The organism is Amycolatopsis sp. NPDC051061 (assembly GCF_040682935.1).
Lineage (GTDB): Bacteria > Actinomycetota > Actinomycetes > Mycobacteriales > Pseudonocardiaceae > Amycolatopsis.
Map to the genome: position 1 here is coordinate 51,166 of NZ_JBFBBZ010000020.1, position 16,702 is coordinate 67,867.

Annotated in this window: 11 protein-coding genes; all 11 read right to left on the bottom strand. The window is 70.8% G+C overall.

Translation table 11 applies throughout. From position 1 onward, the window contains the following. Positions 1–132 precede the first annotated feature (132 nt). Entirely contained in the window at positions 133–1,959 is a 1,827-nt protein-coding gene (locus tag AB0N03_RS26010) for a copper-binding protein (protein ID WP_364376802.1), read from the bottom strand. A 59-nt stretch (positions 1,960–2,018) separates the two neighbouring features. After that, the gene (locus AB0N03_RS26015; RefSeq protein ID WP_364376804.1) at positions 2,019–5,966 is read right to left on the bottom strand and encodes a ThuA domain-containing protein; all 3,948 of its coding nucleotides are present in this window, start codon (positions 5,964–5,966) and stop codon (positions 2,019–2,021) included. A 9-nt stretch (positions 5,967–5,975) separates the two neighbouring features. Next, complete coding sequence (locus AB0N03_RS26020) at positions 5,976–6,956, bottom strand: multicopper oxidase domain-containing protein (RefSeq protein ID WP_364376806.1); 981 nt, start codon at positions 6,954–6,956, stop codon at positions 5,976–5,978. A 17-nt stretch (positions 6,957–6,973) separates the two neighbouring features. Beyond that, complete coding sequence (locus tag AB0N03_RS26025) at positions 6,974–7,780, bottom strand: sugar phosphate isomerase/epimerase (RefSeq protein WP_364376808.1); 807 nt, start codon at positions 7,778–7,780, stop codon at positions 6,974–6,976. A gap of 57 nt (positions 7,781–7,837) precedes the next feature. Beyond that, the gene (locus tag AB0N03_RS26030; protein WP_364376811.1) at positions 7,838–8,842 is read right to left on the bottom strand and encodes a sugar phosphate isomerase/epimerase family protein; all 1,005 of its coding nucleotides are present in this window, start codon (positions 8,840–8,842) and stop codon (positions 7,838–7,840) included. Further along, the gene (locus AB0N03_RS26035; RefSeq protein WP_364376814.1) at positions 8,839–9,981 is read right to left on the bottom strand and encodes a Gfo/Idh/MocA family oxidoreductase; all 1,143 of its coding nucleotides are present in this window, start codon (positions 9,979–9,981) and stop codon (positions 8,839–8,841) included. Before AB0N03_RS26035 ends, AB0N03_RS26030 begins: the two co-directional genes overlap by 4 nt. A gap of 31 nt (positions 9,982–10,012) precedes the next feature. Continuing rightward, a complete protein-coding gene (locus AB0N03_RS26040; RefSeq protein WP_364376817.1) occupies positions 10,013–11,068 on the bottom strand; it encodes a substrate-binding domain-containing protein in 1,056 nt (351 codons plus the stop codon). A 24-nt stretch (positions 11,069–11,092) separates the two neighbouring features. Beyond that, on the bottom strand, positions 11,093–12,091 hold the full coding sequence (locus AB0N03_RS26045; protein WP_364376820.1) for an ABC transporter permease: 999 nt from the start codon (positions 12,089–12,091) through the stop codon (positions 11,093–11,095). Next, entirely contained in the window at positions 12,088–13,590 is a 1,503-nt protein-coding gene (locus AB0N03_RS26050; RefSeq protein WP_364376822.1) for a sugar ABC transporter ATP-binding protein, read from the bottom strand. The genes AB0N03_RS26045 and AB0N03_RS26050 overlap by 4 nt, the downstream gene beginning before the upstream one ends. Before the next feature lie 73 nt (positions 13,591–13,663). Continuing rightward, a complete protein-coding gene (locus tag AB0N03_RS26055; protein ID WP_364376824.1) occupies positions 13,664–14,860 on the bottom strand; it encodes an ROK family transcriptional regulator in 1,197 nt (398 codons plus the stop codon). Positions 14,861–15,173: 313 nt separating this feature from the next. After that, positions 15,174–16,376 (bottom strand): ROK family transcriptional regulator, encoded by a 1,203-nt coding sequence (locus AB0N03_RS26060; protein ID WP_364376827.1) that lies wholly within the window; start codon positions 16,374–16,376, stop codon positions 15,174–15,176. Positions 16,377–16,702 lie beyond the last annotated feature (326 nt).

Genomic DNA, 16,702 nt, shown 5'->3' on the forward strand with positions numbered 1-16,702 from the left:
CCCGCCTCTCTCCCGTCCCCCCCCTGCGGGGGGCCCTCTTATTCCCCCCCCCCACCCTCCGGGGGCGCCCGCGGGGGGGCGGCCCCGCGTGCGCCCCCCCCGCCCGGGCGGCCCTCCGCGAAGTGCGAGCGGCTACAGCAGCTTCCTGACGTCACCGGCGCGGGCGCCGGCGGTGGGAGCGCCGCCGATGTCCGACTCGATCGCCGCCGTCACGATGCGGTTGCGGTCCCCGCCGGCCAGCACTCCGTTGCCGACCAGTTCCTGGGTCACCGCCTTCACGTGCTTCACGAACCGGTCGTGCGACGCGTACTCCGCGTTCTCGTCGATGACGTCGTTGAGCGTGCAGCCGTTGCCGATGTCGATGTTCTCCACCTGGCTGTCGACCTCGCCGATCACCACGGTCTCCCGGGTGTCCGAGACCGGGCAGGCGTCCGGTGGCGGCGGGGTCGCGACCACGGTGAACGTGCCGGACACCTCGTCCGAGACGTTCCCGGCGACGTCCGTGGCCCGCGACCGCACGGTGTGCGTGCCGAGCGCGGAGACCACCACCGGGGCGGCGTAGCGGGTCCACGCTCCACTGTCCACTTTGTACTCGACGGAGTCCACGCCGGACCCGGTGTCGGTGGCGGCCAGCGACACCGTCGCCTGGCCGACGTACGACCAGTCGCCGCTCTGGTTGCCACCCACCACCATCGTCAACACCGGCGCAGTCGTGTCGCCGCCGGCGACCACGGTGAAGGACACGCTCGCCGGAGCAGACGTATTCCCGGCGACGTCCCGAGCCCGGTAGTCGACCGTGTGCGCGCCGGGCGCGGTCACCGGAACCGGTGCGGTGTAGGCGGTCCACGCGCCGCCGTCCACCCGGTACTCCACCGCCGCGACCCCGGACCCGGTGTCCGAAGCCACGAGGGTGACGGTCGCCTTGCCGACGTAGTTGCCGTCGGCATCCTGCGTGCCACCGAGCGAAGCCGTGACGATCGGGGGTGTCGTGTCGCTCTTCACCACGGTGAAGGGGGACATGCCCTCCGGTGACGTGTTCCCGGCGGCGTCGGTCGCCCGGAAGTGGACCATGTGCGCACCGGCCCCGGTCACCGCGACCGGTGCGGTGTAAGCGGTCCACGCCCCGCCGTCCAGCTGGTACTCCACCGAAGCCACCGTCGAGTCGGCGTCGGTCGCCGTCAGCTTGACCGTGGCGACGTCGACGTAGCCGCCCGAGGGGTCCTGCTGCCCGGTGATCGCCGCGGTCACCGTCGGCGGGGTCGTGTCGCCCTGCCCTTCGACGATCGTGAAGTGCTCCATTCCCTCGGCGGACTCGTTCCCGGCGACGTCACGGGCGCGGTGGTGCAGCATGTGCATGCCCACCACGGAAACCACCACCGGCGCGGTGTAAGCCGTCCAGGTGCCGCCGTCGAGCTGGTATTCCACCGCGGCCACGCCGGAGCCCGCGTCCGTCGCGGTCAGGGAAACCGTGGCCGAGTCGAGGTAGTTGCCGGACGGGTCCTTGTCCCCCGCCACGGCGGCGGTGACGACCGGGGGCGTGGTGTCGCCGCCGCCGCCGGAGACGACGAACTCCCCCACCATCGCCGTGTGCCCGGGGATCGTGCAGAAGTACCGGTACTTGCCCGGCGTGAGCGTCACGACCGCTTCGTGCCGGCCGTCCTGGGGGTCGAAGGGGTTGGCCAGGATGTTCAGGGAGACGTCGTGGTTGTAGCCCGGCGTCGACGTGTCGAACGTCAACGTGTGCGACATCCCCGTCGTGTTGCCGGTGGCCGCGCTGTTCTCGAAGACGATGGTGGTCTCGCCGGGCAGCGCGCCGGTGGGCGCGGACGCGTATTCGGTGGTGCTGTCGCCCGCGGTCCAGGTCAGGGTCTGGACCGGCGCCCCCACGGCGGGGGTGGCCAGTCCGAGCACGGCCAGGAATGCGGCCAGCAGCACTGCGATCAGTCGTCGTGGGGACATCGCCGGAGGAACCTTCCCGTGAGGGATGGGGGCCGGGCGCGTGCCCGGCCCCCATCGCGCTACAGCTGCCGCACCCGGATGTTGCGGAACTCGATCAGGTCGTTGTCACTGTGGTTCTGCAGCCCGATGAACCCGCTGACGAACTGCCGCAGGTCGGTCGGCGGGTCCCCGGCGCGCGAGGACTGCTGACCCGGCGTGTTGTCGAACTCGTTGATCACCACGCCGTTGCGGATCATCGTGTAGTGCTGCCCGACGACCTTGATCTCGTACTCGTTCCAGGTCGCCTTCGGCCGCGCTCCCGCCTGGTCGAGCGGGCGCGGGTCGAAGTTGTAGACCGAGCCGGTCTTCTGCGGCTCGCCGGTGTCGCCGTCGTAGATCTGGATCTCGTGGCCGCAGTAGATCGCGACCCACGCCTGCGACGTCCGCGCCGAGCCGACCGTGCCGCAGCTGCCCGGCGGCCGCTGTTCCAGGGGTGTCCGCGGATCCGGGAACCGGACGAAGACGCCGCTGTTGGCCCGGTTCGCGTCCGGGGCGATGTCCTTGAACTGCACCTTCACCGAGAAGTCGGTGAACTGCCGCTGGGCGTACCAGAGCATGCCCAGTCCACCGGCCGAGCGGATCGACCCGTCGGGCTGCAGCGTGAACTGCCCCGATGGCGCCTGTTCCCAGCCCCGCAACGACTCCGCCGTGCCGTCGAAGATCGCGTCGTACCCGGTGGTCCCGGGCTTCCCGATCGGTGACGCCTCGGCCGCGGAGTTCAGCTCGGTCACCTCGGCGTCGTTCAGCACCCCGAGGTCGGAGAGCGTCTCGGTGGCCTGCTCGACGTGGTTGACGAAGGCCGCGTGCGTGCTCCACGTGCTTTCGTCGTCGATGAAGTCGTCCACCGAACAGCCACCGCCCGCGTTGCGGTTCGGCACCTTCGTGATCTGGTCTCCCAGGGTCACCACCGGACTCGGATCGGCCACGACGCACCCGACGTTCACCGCGGTCCGCGTGGTCACCGCCTCGCCGTTCGCGTAGGTCACGGTCAGCTTGGCGGTGAAGATCCCGGTGCGCGGGTAGGTGTGGCGCGGGTCGGCCTGGGTGGACACCGAGCCGTCGCCGAACTCCCAGCGGTAGGACACGCCGCCGGACTTCGACCCGGTGAACGCCGCCGTCAGCGCCTTGTTCTGCACCAGCGTCGACGACGCCGCCGGCGCCGGGGTCGGGGCGCCGCCGGTGTAGCTGATCTTGAGCAGCTTCTGGTTGGCGTCCAAGGAGAAGAAGCCGTTGCCGTAGTCGAGCACGTACAGCGCGCCGTCCGGCCCGAACTTGGCGTCCATCCAGCTCTGCACCCGGGTGTCACCCGAGCCGCCCGGGATGATCTGCCGGAACGTCTCGGCGAACACCGGCGGCTGGTGCGTCGGCACGCCCGCCGGGTCGACGGTCACCGCGACGCGGTTCTGGGCGTTGGACTCGTCGCCGATGAACCACTTGTTGTCCCAGTAGGCCGGCCACGCCACGCCGCTGTTCGTGTCGACCAGCGAACGGTGGTACGTCGGCCCGGACATCACGGCCTGGCCGCCACCCCGCAGGTACGGCTCGGTGTAGGTGGCGTCCGCCGCGTTGTACGTCGGGATCGAGGTGCCCGGCCGCTTCGGGAAGACCGGGCCGCCGCCGTCGGGCGAGTACCAGATCATGTTGTCCTTGATCGGCGGCAGGTTCACCAGGCCCGTGTTGCGCGGCGAGGTGTTCACCGGGTTGTCGCAGTCGTACCAGCCGGTCAGCTCCGCGGCGTTCGTGCTGCTGCGGTCGCGGTAGGGCTGCCGGTTGCCCATGCAGTACGGCCAGCCGTGGTTGCCCGCCTCGGTGATGACCGTCGCCGTCTCGTACTTCGCCGGCCCGAGCTCCGGGCTCGGCGACGACGCGTCGGGGCCGACCCAGCCCGCGGTCAGCCAGTTGTGCACCGGGTCGATCTGCAGCCGGGCGATGTTGCGGACGCCCATCACGTAGATCTCCGGGCGCGTCTTGTCCGCCGGCCCGTTCGGGAAGAGGTTGCCCGCCGGGATCGTGTAGGTCCCGTTCGCCTCCGGGTGGATGCGCAGGATCTTGCCGTCCAGGTCGTTCGTGTTGCCCGCCGTGCGGCGCGCGTCCTGGAAGGAGATGCCCTTGTAGTCGAGCGTCCAGTTGTTGCCGGAGTAGCCGTTCGAGCCGCCCGAGGAGTTGTTGTCCCCGGACCCGACGTAGAGGTTCCCGTCCTTGTCGAACGCCATGCCGCCACCGGCGTGGCAGCAGCTGTGGATCTGCACGTCCCAGGACAGCAGGTCCTTGCGCGTCGCCTGGTCGATCGTCTGCGCCGTGGCGTTGTAGGTGAACCGCGAGATGGTGCGCTTGCCGATCCGCTTGTCGCGGTCGATCGACGCGTGCGGCATCCAGTAGGCGTACATCCAGCCGTTCTCGGCGAACTTCGGGTCCAGCGCCAGCCCGAGCAGGCCCTCTTCGTTCTTGACCAGCTCGTCACCGCTGCCGCGGTTGCCCATCACCGGCAAGGTCGTGAGCAGCTTGACCTTCTTGGTGGCGGGGTCCCACTGGTGGACCGTGCCGCAGCCGAGGCCGACGTTCGGGTCGTCCCAGCTGACGATCGGCGCGGTCGGGCAGGCCGCCTTGCCGATGTAGAACACCTTGCCGTCCGGAGCGATGGTGAGCCCGTGCGGCTCGCCGATCTGGTCGAGCTGCCCGGCCGCGTTCTTCCCGGTCAGCCGCTCGATCTTGTAGTTCGCGGCGATGCCGGCCTGGCAGTCGCCGCGCACCATCCCGGTCGTCCAGCGCAGGGCGCCGAGCAGGTGCTTGCGGAACTGGTCTTCGCCGTAGGACGCCTCGGTGCGGCCCATGCCGGTGTAGAAGGACCGGCCGCCCTCGTAGTCACGGCACCACGAGACCGGGTGGAACGCGCCGTTGGCACCGACGCCCGGGTTGTAGCCCTTCTCCTCGACCTGCGCGACCGTGTGGACGGTGCCGACCGGGTTGGTCTCCCAGTTGAGCCACCGGTCCGTGCGCGTCCAGTTCTGCGGCAGCCCGGCGGTGGCCGGGTGCTGGGCGTCCAGGACGTCGACGACGGCCTGCTGCGGCGCGGGCTCGGGCGGCGGCGGGGTCGTCGAGGTGTCCTTGAACAGCTTGAGGTCCGCCAGCTGGATGAGCGGCTCACCCGAGTTCGCGGTGATGTTCAGCCGGTAGTTCGGGTAGACCGTGGTGTTGGCGAAGGTGAACGTCCGGGTCTGGAACCGCTCCTGGAACACCTCGTTCGTGCGCGTGTCCAGGTCGGTCCAGGTGGCCCCGTCCGCCGAACCCTGCAGGGTCCAGCTCTTCGGGTCCCGGCCGGGGAAGTCGTTCGCCGACACCAGCGAGTAGCTGCTGACCGCGACCGGGGCGGCCATCTTGTAGGCGGCCCAGCCGGTCGTGGCGAACGTCAGCCACTTGGTGTTCTCGTTGTTGTCGGCCAGCTTTTCCTTGGTCTCGTTCGGCGGGTTCTCCGCGCTCGCGGTCACCGAAGCCACGGCCTCGGGCGTCGGGCGGGCGCCGACCGGGCGCGCGCCGATCAAGCCGGTGAACCACTGGGAAGAGTCCTGCGCGCGGGCGGCGTCGGAGATGCCGAGGAACCCGCCGCCGGCCTTCATGTAGGCCTGCAGCGCGGCTTCCTGCTCACGCGCGAGCGTCACGCCCTGCGCGGACAGGAACACCACGCCGCGGTACCGGGCGAGGTTGGCCGCGCTGAACACGGCGGGGTCGGACGACGCCGTCACCGTGATGCCGTTGTCCTGCCCGAGCCGCGCGATCGCGTCCGCCGCGCGCAGCACCGGGTCCTTCTGCTCCGCCGCCGCGCCGTGGAAGAGCAGCACGTTGACCGGCACGTTCACCGCGGCGGGCGCGGCCTGCGCGACGGGCATCGCCATCAGCGGCGCGCCGGCCGCGAGGACCGATCCGATGGCGAGCACGACCGCCATCCGCCGTCCGAACCACTTTCTCTTCATGGTTCCCTCCTAAGCGTGGGTGCGGCCGTCGGGGTTCATGTCGTGCCCGGCGTGGCCGTGCTGCTTGAACCGGTCGATCGCTTCCTGTGCGCCCTCGGGCAGGCTGCCGTCGGGGTTGCGGACCAGGAACAGGCCCACCATCCCGCCGTCGGAGTGGGTCTGGACGTGGCAGTGGTACATCCACACCCCCGGCCCGACGCCTTCGCCGGCAATCACCTGGAAGCCGAACGAGCTGCCGGGGTCGAGGTTCTTGTTGTCCACGATCTGGGCGTTGTCCGTGGCACTGCTCAGCATCCCGGTGCGGGTGTCGGCCCAGCGGTGCCCGTGCAGGTGGAACGTGTGGGGCAGGCTGCCGTACCCGACGCAGACCCACTCGACGCGCTCGCCGAGCCGCGCTTCGAACATCGGCGTGTCGGGCGCCATCTCGTGGTTGATCATCATCTCGTTGAACACGACCGTGTACTGCCTGCTGGGCAACAGGTCCCCGCGCTTGCGCACGATCAGCCCGCCGTAGAGCCCGCGGGCGAGGCCGCCGGTGCCGTGGTCGGTGCCCATCGCGTGGTCGTGGTAGTGCCAGTACCCGGCGCTGCCCGGCATCCAGAACCCGCCGCTGGCCTCGTAGCGGGTCCGCGTCTTCCAGGTGTAGGTCCGGGTCTCGCCCGGGTTGTTGAACGACGCGTTCAGCGGAGCGCCGTCGGATGCGGTGTCGTAGATGACGCCGTGCGGGTGGATCGACAGCCGCTGGTCGGTCCGGTTGACCAGTTCGATCTCGAGGGTGTCGGCTTCGTAGATCTCCAGCAGCGGCCCCGGGATCGTGGCTTTGCCCGGCTCGAGACCGTAGCCGTAGAGGCCGCCGGGAAGCGCTTCCGCGTAGATCGTGATCTTGCGGGTCAGACCCGCCGCCGACGCCGAATCGGCGCCTACGCCGATAGCGGGCACCAGCACCCCGGCGGCGGTTCCGGCCAGCATCGACCGACGTGACACTCGCATGTGCTTTCCCCCGGGAGTCAGAACCGAACGGTGCGGAGGTACTCGAAGCCGACCTTGGCGGTGCTCAACGGGTCGGCCGGCTGGTCGTGCTCGACGATGTACTCGCTGATGTTGTGGCAGGACGCGGCGAAGATGCGCGGGAAGTTGATGACCCCCGCGCCGGGGTCGACCATCTGCCCGTCCGCGGTCCGGTCCTTCACGTGGTACTGCGTCACGCGCGGGTAGTTGCGCCGGAACAGCTCGACCGGGTCCGCGCCGCCGTTCACCGCCCAGAAGAGATCGATTTCCAGGTGGACGTCACGCTTGTTCGTCTTCGCGGTGAGCACGTGGTACGGGACCACGCCGCCGATCGGGGCGAACTCGTGGTCGTGGTTGTGGTAACCGAGCTTCAGCCCGGCCTTCTTGAAGGCCACCGCGGCGGTGTTCATGCGGCCCGCGAAAGCCTCCCACTCGGCGATGGTGCCGAACTGCGCGTACGGCACGACGGCGTAGCGGTTGCCGAGGATCTTGGCGTCGGCGATGGTCTGGTTCAGGTCACCGTCGATGCCGACGTGCGTCGAGGACGCGCGCAGGTGGTTCTTGTCGAGGATGGCCCGGAACTCGGTCGCGCTGCGGCCGTACGTCCCGGCCAGCTCGACCTTCCGGTAGCCGATGTCGGCCAGCGCGGACAGCGTGCCTTCGGGGTCGTTCTGCAGCAGCGAACGCAGCGAGTAGAGCTGGATGCTGATCTTGTCGAGCGGGACCCGCTGCCGGGCCTGGGACGCGCTCGCGGTACCGGGCAACGCCATCGCCGCGGCCCCCACCGTGAGGGCGGCCGTGGCCACGTTCAGGAATGTCCGTCGGGAGTGCTGTTCTGGCAAGTCACCGCACATGGAACTCCCTCATCTCTGGTTGCTGAAAGCCGCGTCGAAAGCCGCCGACGGCTGGTCGAACAGGTGCTCGCGCAGGTACTTCACCGCCTCCGCCGCGCCGCGGAGGCGGTCCATCCCGGCGTCTTCCCACTCCACCGAGATCGGGCCGGTGTAGCCGATCGAGTTCAACGCCCGGAAGCAGTCCTCCCACGGGACGTCGCCGTGGCCGACGGACACGAAGTCCCAGCCCCGCCGCGGATCGGCCCAGGCCAGGTGCGAGCCGAGCCGGCCGTTGCGGCCGTCGAAGCGCTTTCTCGTGTCCTTGCAGTCGACGTGGTAGATCCGGTCGGCGAAGTCGAGGATGAACCCGACCGGGTCGAGGTCCTGCCAGACGAAGTGCGACGGGTCCCAGTTCAGCCCGAACGCGGGCCGGTGGTCCACGGCTTCGAGAGTCCGTTTGGTCGTCCAGTAGTCGTACGCGATCTCCGACGGGTGCACTTCGTGCGCGAACCGGACGCCCACCTCGTCGAAGACGTCGAGGATCGGGTTCCACCGGCGGGCGAAGTCGGCGTAGCCGTCATCGATGTCATCGCGCGCGACCGGGGGAAACATCGCCACGTACTTCCAGATCTTCGACCCGGTGAACCCGATGACCGTGTCCACCCCGAGCTTGGCCGCCGCCCGCGCGGTGTCGGCCATCTCCGCGGCCGCCCGCTGCCGGACGCCCTCGGGTTCGCCGTCGCCCCAGATGCGGGACGGGAGGATCGCGCGGTGCCGGGCGTCGATCGGGTCGTCGCAGACGGCCTGGCCGACCAGGTGGTTCGAGATCGCCCACACCTTGAGCCCGTGCTCGGCGAGCAGCGCCAGGCGGCCGGGCACGTAGTCCTCCTCGGACAGTGCGCGATCGACCTCGAAGTGGTCGCCGGAGCAGGCGATTTCCAGGCCGTCGTAGCCCCACTCCGCGGCGAGCTTGCAGACCTCGGTGAACGGCAGGTCCGCCCACTGGCCGGTGAACAGCGTGACCGGACGGCTCATCGGGGCACCTCGGTCCACGCGGCCTGTGCGGAAGCGCTTTCCCCCACCGCGTGCAGCACGCGCTGGACCCGCAGGCCGTCCTCGAAGCTCGGCTCGGGATCGGTGCCCGCTCCGATGGCGGCCAGGAGGTCGGCGACCTCGTTGGTGAACGTGTGCTCGTAACCGAGGAGGTGCCCCGGCGGCCACCACACCCCGACGTACGGGTGCTCGGGCTCGGTGACGAGGATGCGCCGGAACCCGGCCTCGGTGCCGCCGCCCTCGTACCACTGGAGTTCGTTCATCGACTCGAAGTCGAACGCCAGGCTCGCCTTCGAGCCGTTGACCTCGAGCCGCATCGCGTTCTTGCGGCCCAGCGCGAACCGGGTCGCCTCGAAGCTCGCCACGGCTCCCCCGGACAGCCGGGCCAGGAACAACGCGGTGTCGTCGACCGTCACGTCGTCCGTCCCGCCGTTTTCGGACGGCCGCTGCTTCACGAAGGTGTTCGTCAGCGCTGAAACGCCGGTGATCACCTCGCCGGTGACGAACTGGGCGGCGTCGACGATGTGCGCGCCGAGGTCGCCCAGCGCGCCCGAACCGGCGGATTCCTTGCGCAGGCGCCAAGTCATCGGCGCCTGCGGATCGGACAGCCAGTCCTGCAGGTAGACCGAGCGCACGTGCCGGATCTCCCCGAGTGCCCCGCTCGCCACCAGTTTCCTGGCGTGCGCGAGCGCGGGCACCCGGCGGTAGTTGAACGCGACCATGGCCCGTACCCCGCGTCCACGGGCCTTCCGCGCCGCTTCGGCCATCGCTTCGGCCTCCGCGACCGAGTTGGCCAGGGGTTTCTCGCACAGCACGTGCTTCCCGGCCTCCAGCGCGGCGATCGCGATCTCGGCGTGGCTGTCGCCCGGCGTGCAGACGTCGACCAGGCCGACGTCGTCGCGGGCGATCAGCTTCCGCCAGTCCGTTTCGACGGCTTCCCAGCCGAACCGCTCCGCCGCCGCCTTCGCCCGGGTCTCGTCGCGCCCGGCGAGGACGGCGAGTCTCGGCACCAGCGGCGGATCGAAGAACCGGTGGACGCTGCGCCAGGCGTGCGAATGCACCGCACCCATGAACGCGTGGCCCACCATCCCGATCCCGATGGTTTCCCGTGCCGGGCTCATACCCCTCCTTTGTGCTCTGTGGACAGTCCGGTCAGGAGTCGAAGCCGACGTCCAAGTACTGGTCGACGTTCTCCTTCGTCACGACCGCGGAGTACGTCGTGATCTCGGCCGGGATGTCGTGCTCGGCCAGGTCGCCGATCCCCTTGCTCTGCCCGAGCAGGCGGGCCAGCGCGATCGCCGTCGAGGCCATCGACGGGCTGTAGAGCACGGTCGCCTTGATCGGCGACGCGTCGGCCTTGATCAGGTTCATCATGTTCTTCGAGCCGGCGCCCCCGACCATCAGGAACTCCTTGCGGCCCGCGGTGTCGATCGCCGCGTTGACGCCGATGCCCTGGTCGTCGTCGTGGTTCCACAGCGCGTCCAGCTTGGGCGCGCCCTGGAGCAGGTTCGCCGTCTGCTGCTCACCCGACTCCGACGTGAACTGCGCCGAGACCCGCGGGCCGACCTTGAACCCGGCCCGTCCGAGCGCGTCGGAGAAGCCCTTGCTGCGTTCCTGGGTCAGCGGCAGCGAGTCGATCCCGGCGACCTCGCCGATGATCGGGTTCGCGACGTTCTTCTTCTTGAGCTCCGCCGCGATGTAGTTGCCGGCGTTGACGCCCATCCGGTAGTTGTCGCCGCCGATCCACGTTCGATAGGCGAGCGGCGTGTCGAAGACGCGGTCCAGGTTGATCACCGGGATGCCGGCGTCCATCGCCTGCTGCCCGACCGAGGTGAGCGCCTTCCCGTCGAAGGGCAGGATGACGAGCACGTCGACCTTGGCGTTGATCAGCGTCTCCACCTGGGAGATCTGCTGGTTGACGTCGTTGGTGCCCTCGGTGGCGTTGAACTTCACCTCGCTGAACTTCTGCGCCTGGGCCTTGGCGTTCTTGGTGATCGCCGCAATCCAGCCGTGGTCGGCGGCCGGCGCGGAGAAGCCGATCGTGACCGGCTTTCCCGGCTGGGCGTTGTTGCCCGCGTTGGCGACCGGCGCGTTGGACTCCGAGTTCGCGGGTGTGTTCGACGTGCAGCCGGCCAGCAGCGCGCCGGCGCCGACCGCGGCGCCGCCGAGCAGGAATCCCCGGCGGCCGAGGAAGGGGTGTTCGGTCATGACGACCTCCAGAGATGGTGACTACTACGACCCGGTCCTGGCTTTCCTGGCCCGGAACTGCAAGAGCACGGCGAGCACGATGATCACGCCTTTGGCGATGTTCTGGATGTCGGTGTCCAGGTTGTTGAGGGTGAAGAGGTTGGACAGCACCGTGAAGATCAGCACGCCGATGAGCGTGCCGATCAGCGAACCGCGGCCGCCGGTGAGCAGCGTGCCGCCGATGACCACGGCCGCGATCGCGTCGAGCTCGTAGAACATGCCGTTGGTCGACGCGCCCGCCGTCGTCCGCGCGACGACCATCAGCGCGGCGATCCCGCAGCACAGCCCGGCCACGCCGTAGACGAGCGCGAGGTGCCGCTTGACGTTGATCCCGGCCAGCCGCGACGCCTCGATGTTGCCGCCGACCGCGTAGGTCCGGCGGCCGAAGGTGGTGCGGTTGAGCACCACCCAGCCGACCGCGAACACCAGCGCGAACAGCCAGATCAGCACCGGGATCCCGAGCAGGTCGCCGCGGAAGAAGGTCAGGAAGTCCTGGTCGGCGACGACCTGGGTGCGGCGGCCGCTGAGCCGCTCGGCGAGCCCGCGGGCCGAGACGTACATCGCGAGCGTCGCGATGAACGGCACGACCTTGCCGTAGGAGACGAGCACGCCGTTGACCAGCCCGCAGCCGAGCCCGACCGCGAGTCCACAGAGGACCATCACCCACGGGCCGTAGGACTGCGTGGCCAGGGTCGTCAGCCAGACGCTCGACAACGCGACGATCGAGCCGACGGACAGGTCGATGCCGCCGCTGATGATCACGAACGTCATCCCGACGCTGACCACGCCGATCGCCGCGGCCAACCGCAGGATCGTCGAGATGTTGCTTTCGGTGAAGAACAGCTCGGGCCGGGTGAACTGGCCGACCAGGCACAGCACGACGAGCACCCCGGCCAGGCCGAGCAGCCGCGGGTCGGCCCGGAAAGAGAACCGTTTCCGTTCGACGGGAAGCGCTTCCTGTGGCGGTGCTTGGGTGTCGGTCATGCCGCGCTCCCCTCCAGAATCACGTCGAGCACTTCGGCCTCGGTGAGGCCGGCGGAGGGCCGGTCGGCGAGGACACGGCCCTCGCGCAGCACCAGCACCCGGTCGGACAGCCCGAGGACCTCGGGGATTTCGCTGGACACCAGCACGATCGCCACGCCGGACGCGGCCAGCTCGTCGATCAGCCGGTAGAGCTCGGCGCGGGCGCCGACGTCGACGCCGCGGGTCGGTTCGTCGAGCAGCAGCACCTTGCAGCCGCGGACCAGCCACCGGGCGAGGACCGCCTTCTGCTGGTTGCCGCCCGAGAGCGTGCGGACGATCCGCCGCGGGTCGGCGGGCCGCAGGTCGAGGCGCCGCAGGCTCGCGCCGGCGTCGTCCAGCTCCCGGCCGCGCTCGGTGAACCCGAGCTTCGAGTACCGGCCGAGGCTCGCCAGCGTCACGTTGTGGACCACCGGCAGGTCCAGCAGGAGGCCCTGGCTCTTGCGCTCCTCCGGGGCCAGCCCGACGCCCGCCTTGACGGCGGCCCGGACGTTGCCGGGGGTCAGCGGTTTCCCCTGCACCGCAACGGTTCCGCGGTCGGCCTTGCGCGCGCCGAAGATCGTCTCCAGCAGCTCGCTGCGGCCGGACCCGACCAGGCCGGCGATCCCGACGACCTCCCCGGCGTGCACGGTGAAGCCGACGTCCTCGAACTCGCCGTCCCTGGCGAGTCCGTCGACCACGAGGGCCTGCTTGGTCCGGTCCGCGTGGCCGTCGTGGCGCGGCCCGAAGACGGTCTCGACCTTGCGCCCGGCCATCAGCGCGACGAGGTCGGCGGTCGGCGTGGTGCGCGCGTCGAGCCCGGTGCCGACGGTCCGGCCGTCCTTGAGCACGGTCACCCGGTGCCCGATCCGGCGCAGCTCCTCGAGCCGGTGCGAGATGTAGACGACCGCGACGCCGTCGGCGGTCAGCTCGCCGACGATGCGGAAGAGGTTGTCGACCTCCTCGCCGGCCAGCGCGGCGGTGGGTTCGTCCATGACGAGCAGCCGGGCGTCGTGGGCCAGCGCGCGGGCCATCGACACCAGCTGCTGGCCGGCGGCGGACAGCCGGCCCACCTCGTGCCACGGCCGGATGCCGGGGTGCCCCAGCCGGGCCATCAGCCGCGCGGCTTCGTCGCGCGCCTGGGAGATCTTCGTGAACCCGAGCCGGGCTCGTTCGTGGCCGAGGAAGATGTTGTCCGCCACCGAAAGCCCGGGCACCAGGTCGAGCTCCTGGTACATGGTGGCGATACCCAGCCGCAGGGCGTCGACCGGCGAGCCGAGCTCGACGCGTTGTCCCTGCCAGCTGATCTCGCCCTCGTCCGGCCGGTGCGCGCCGGACAGGACCTTGATCAGCGTCGACTTCCCCGCGCCGTTCTGCCCGAGCAGGCAGTGCACCTCCCCCGGTTCGACGTCGAGGTCGACGCCGTCGAGCGCGCGCACGCCCGGGAAGGTCTTCACGATCCCGCGAACGGAAAGCAGGCTCATGCGCACACCTCGCTGGCGCTCGGCGCCGCCTGAGCCGGAAGCGCAGTGTTGAATGATTCGCTCGCAAGCTCGCTCATACCGAGGCCTCCTCGACCAGCGTCGGGTTCGCGAAGAGCCGCTCGGCGGCCAGGTGCGCGGCACCCCGCAGCGGGGCCTTCAGGCCGAGCCGGGACGGCACGACCCTGGCGTGGCCGAGCGGCCGGACGGCGAGTTCGACGCGGATCGGTTCGACCAGCCAGTCCCCGAGTTCGGCGAAGTACCCGCCGAGGACGACGACGTCCGGGTCGAGCACATCGACCACGGTGGACAGTGCGACGCCGAGGGCGACGCCGAGGCCGTGCACCGCCGTGGCCGCGCGCTGGTCACCTTGGCGGACGCGGTGCTTCAGCTGGGCGACCCGGCCTTCGACGCCGAGGGCGGGATCGTGCAGCGGGTCGCCGGGGGGTGCCGCGGCGCGCAGGACGGCGGCCAGGTTCGCCTTCGTTTCGAGGCAGCCGGTCCGGCCGCAGGAACACCGCTCGCCGGACGGGTCGACGGCGATGTGCCCGACCTCGCCCGCGAACCCGCGCGCGCCACGCAGGACGGCGCCGCCGGAGACGAGCCCGCCCCCGACCGTCGTGCCGCCGCTGAGGTAGAACAGGTCACCGGCACCGGCGGCCGACTCGGCGAGCGCACCGAGGTTGGCGTCGTTGTCCACGGCGATGGCGTCGGCCGGGAGGTTCAGCCGGGCCGCCATCAGCCCGGCGATTTCGGCGTCCCGCCAGCGCAGCGCCGGAGCCAGCCGCAGCACGGCCGCGGCCGAGTCGACCAGCCCGGGCACCGAGATCGCGACCCCGACCGGCGGGCCGGGCAGCACCCGGTGGGCGAGGTGGGCGAGTTCGTCCATGCCTCTCTGGAGCCCGAGCGCGGCGACGTCGACGGTCTCCGCCCGCTCGGCGAGCACCCGGCCGGAGAGGTCGGTGACCAGCGCCGACAGCCGGTCGGCCTCGATGCCCAGAGCCAGGGCGTACGCGTCTTCGCCGTGCAGTTCGACCAGCCGGCTCGGCCGCCCGTTGCCCGGGAGGACGCCGGCGGCCCGGACCAGGCCGCGCTCCGCGAGTTCGGTGAGGAGACCGGGAACCGCCGACTTCGCGATCCCGCAGCCCGCCGCGAGCTGGGTGCGCGAGAGCGGGCCGGCGCGCAGCGCACGGAGGATCGCGGCCAGGTTCGCCGTCCGCGGGTTCGCCGAATCGGCGCCCCTCGTCCCGGTGACGGCCACGGTGCCCCCCACTTGTGCTGCAGACCGAACGAACTTTGTCTCTCAGGCAGCGAAAGTAGGGTGGTGCGCATCACTCGTCAAGGTGATGTTGGCACGTTTGATCGGGTTTTCACCCGGATAGACGTGCGAAACCGGACTGACTTTCGCTTCGGCGATGCAAAAGTGTGTCCGGTTCCGACGTTACGACGGGAGGTTGTTCAGCAACGGAACGTGAGAGCACGCCCGGCCACCGAAAGCCGTGAAGGCCACCTTGAGGAACTCTGAGTTCCTCAAGGTGGCCTTCACGAACCCGGGTCGGCGGACGGCTCCGAGCGTCCGGGCCGGGTCAGCTGCTGAGCGTGAACGCGCGGTCCGTGGCGGACCACGCGGCCCCGATCACGCCGGCCGTCTCGCCCAGCTCGGAGAGCACGATCGGGAGGTTGCCGGTGGCCAGGGGCAGCGACCGCCGGTACACCGCGCTGCGGACCTCGGCGAGCAGCTGGTGCCCGAGCTGCGCCACCCCGCCGCCGATCACGACCATCCCCGGGTTGATGAAGGAGACCAGCGAGGCGACGACCTGGCCGAGCCGGCGCCCGCCGTCGCGGATCAGGTTGACCGCGCCGAAGTCGCCCGCCGCGGCGGCGCGGCCGACGTCGCGGGCGGTGACCACCCCGCGGTCGGCGGCCACCTCGGCGAGGTGGACCGACCGGCCGCTGCGGGCCAGGGCCAGCCCGTCGCGGGCCAGCGCGGCCCCGCCGAAGTAGGCCTCCAGGCAGCCGACCTCGCCGCAGGCGCAGGTCGGGCCGAACTCGTCGAGCCGGATGTGCCCGATGTCGCCCGCCGTGCCCGCGACCCCGCGGTACACCTTGCCGCCGAGCACGATCCCGCAGCCGATCCCGGTGCCGATCTTGACGAACATCAGGTCGTCGGTCGACCGCGCGACCCCGGCGTGCCGCTCCCCGAGGGCCATCGCGTTGACGTCGTTGTCCACCGCGACCGGGCAGCCCCAGAGGCCGCCGAGGTGGTCGCGCACGTTGAACCGGTCCCAGCCGGGCATGATCGGCGGTGCGACCGCCATCCCCTCGGCGAAGCTGACCGGCCCCGGCAGCCCGATGCCGGCCGCGACCAGCCGGCCGGGTGCCTCGTCCCGCACCTTCGCCGCGAGCTCGGCGACCCGCCGCAGCACCGGGTGCGGCCCCTGCCGGACGTCGCAGTCCTCGACGGCGTGCGCGAGCACCTCGCACGAAGCATCCGTGACGGCCACACCGACCGACGTCGCGCCGACGTCGACGGAGAGCACCCGCAGGTCGCCCGCGAGCCGGACCAGCGTCGAGCGCCGCCCGCCCCGGCTGGCCGAGGGCCCCGCGGTCTCGACGAGCCCGACCTCCCCGAGCCGCGTCACCTCGGCCCCGACCCGGGCGCGCGGCAGCTCCAGCCGTTCGCCCAGCTCGACCCGCGACATCGGGCCCTCGTCCCGCAGCAGGGTGAGCAGCCGGGTCTGGTGCCGGGTTTCGACCATCGAGTGCTCCGTGCCGGATGCCGCGCTCATTCGCCTCAGCCTACTGCCCCGGAGACGGCGCCCGGCCGCGCGACGGGCCGGTGACCAGGGGAACCACGCGCGTCGCGGGAAATCGATCGGCGCCACCCTCGAAGGACGACCGAACAGCCGGCGGGCGAGTTGCCCGGAAAGTCCGATCCGATCAGGATTTCCCGCGCCACGCAACGGATCCCGCCCACTAGGCCGTCCGGGTGCACCACCGCGAACCCGGCAGTGGACTGGACCACCGGCACCTCGTGGACTGTTGACACGATCGAGAACGCGGCCCTACCCTCGCCGCATCCCCATCGACTCTCTCGCGCTCCCCCTCTCTCCTG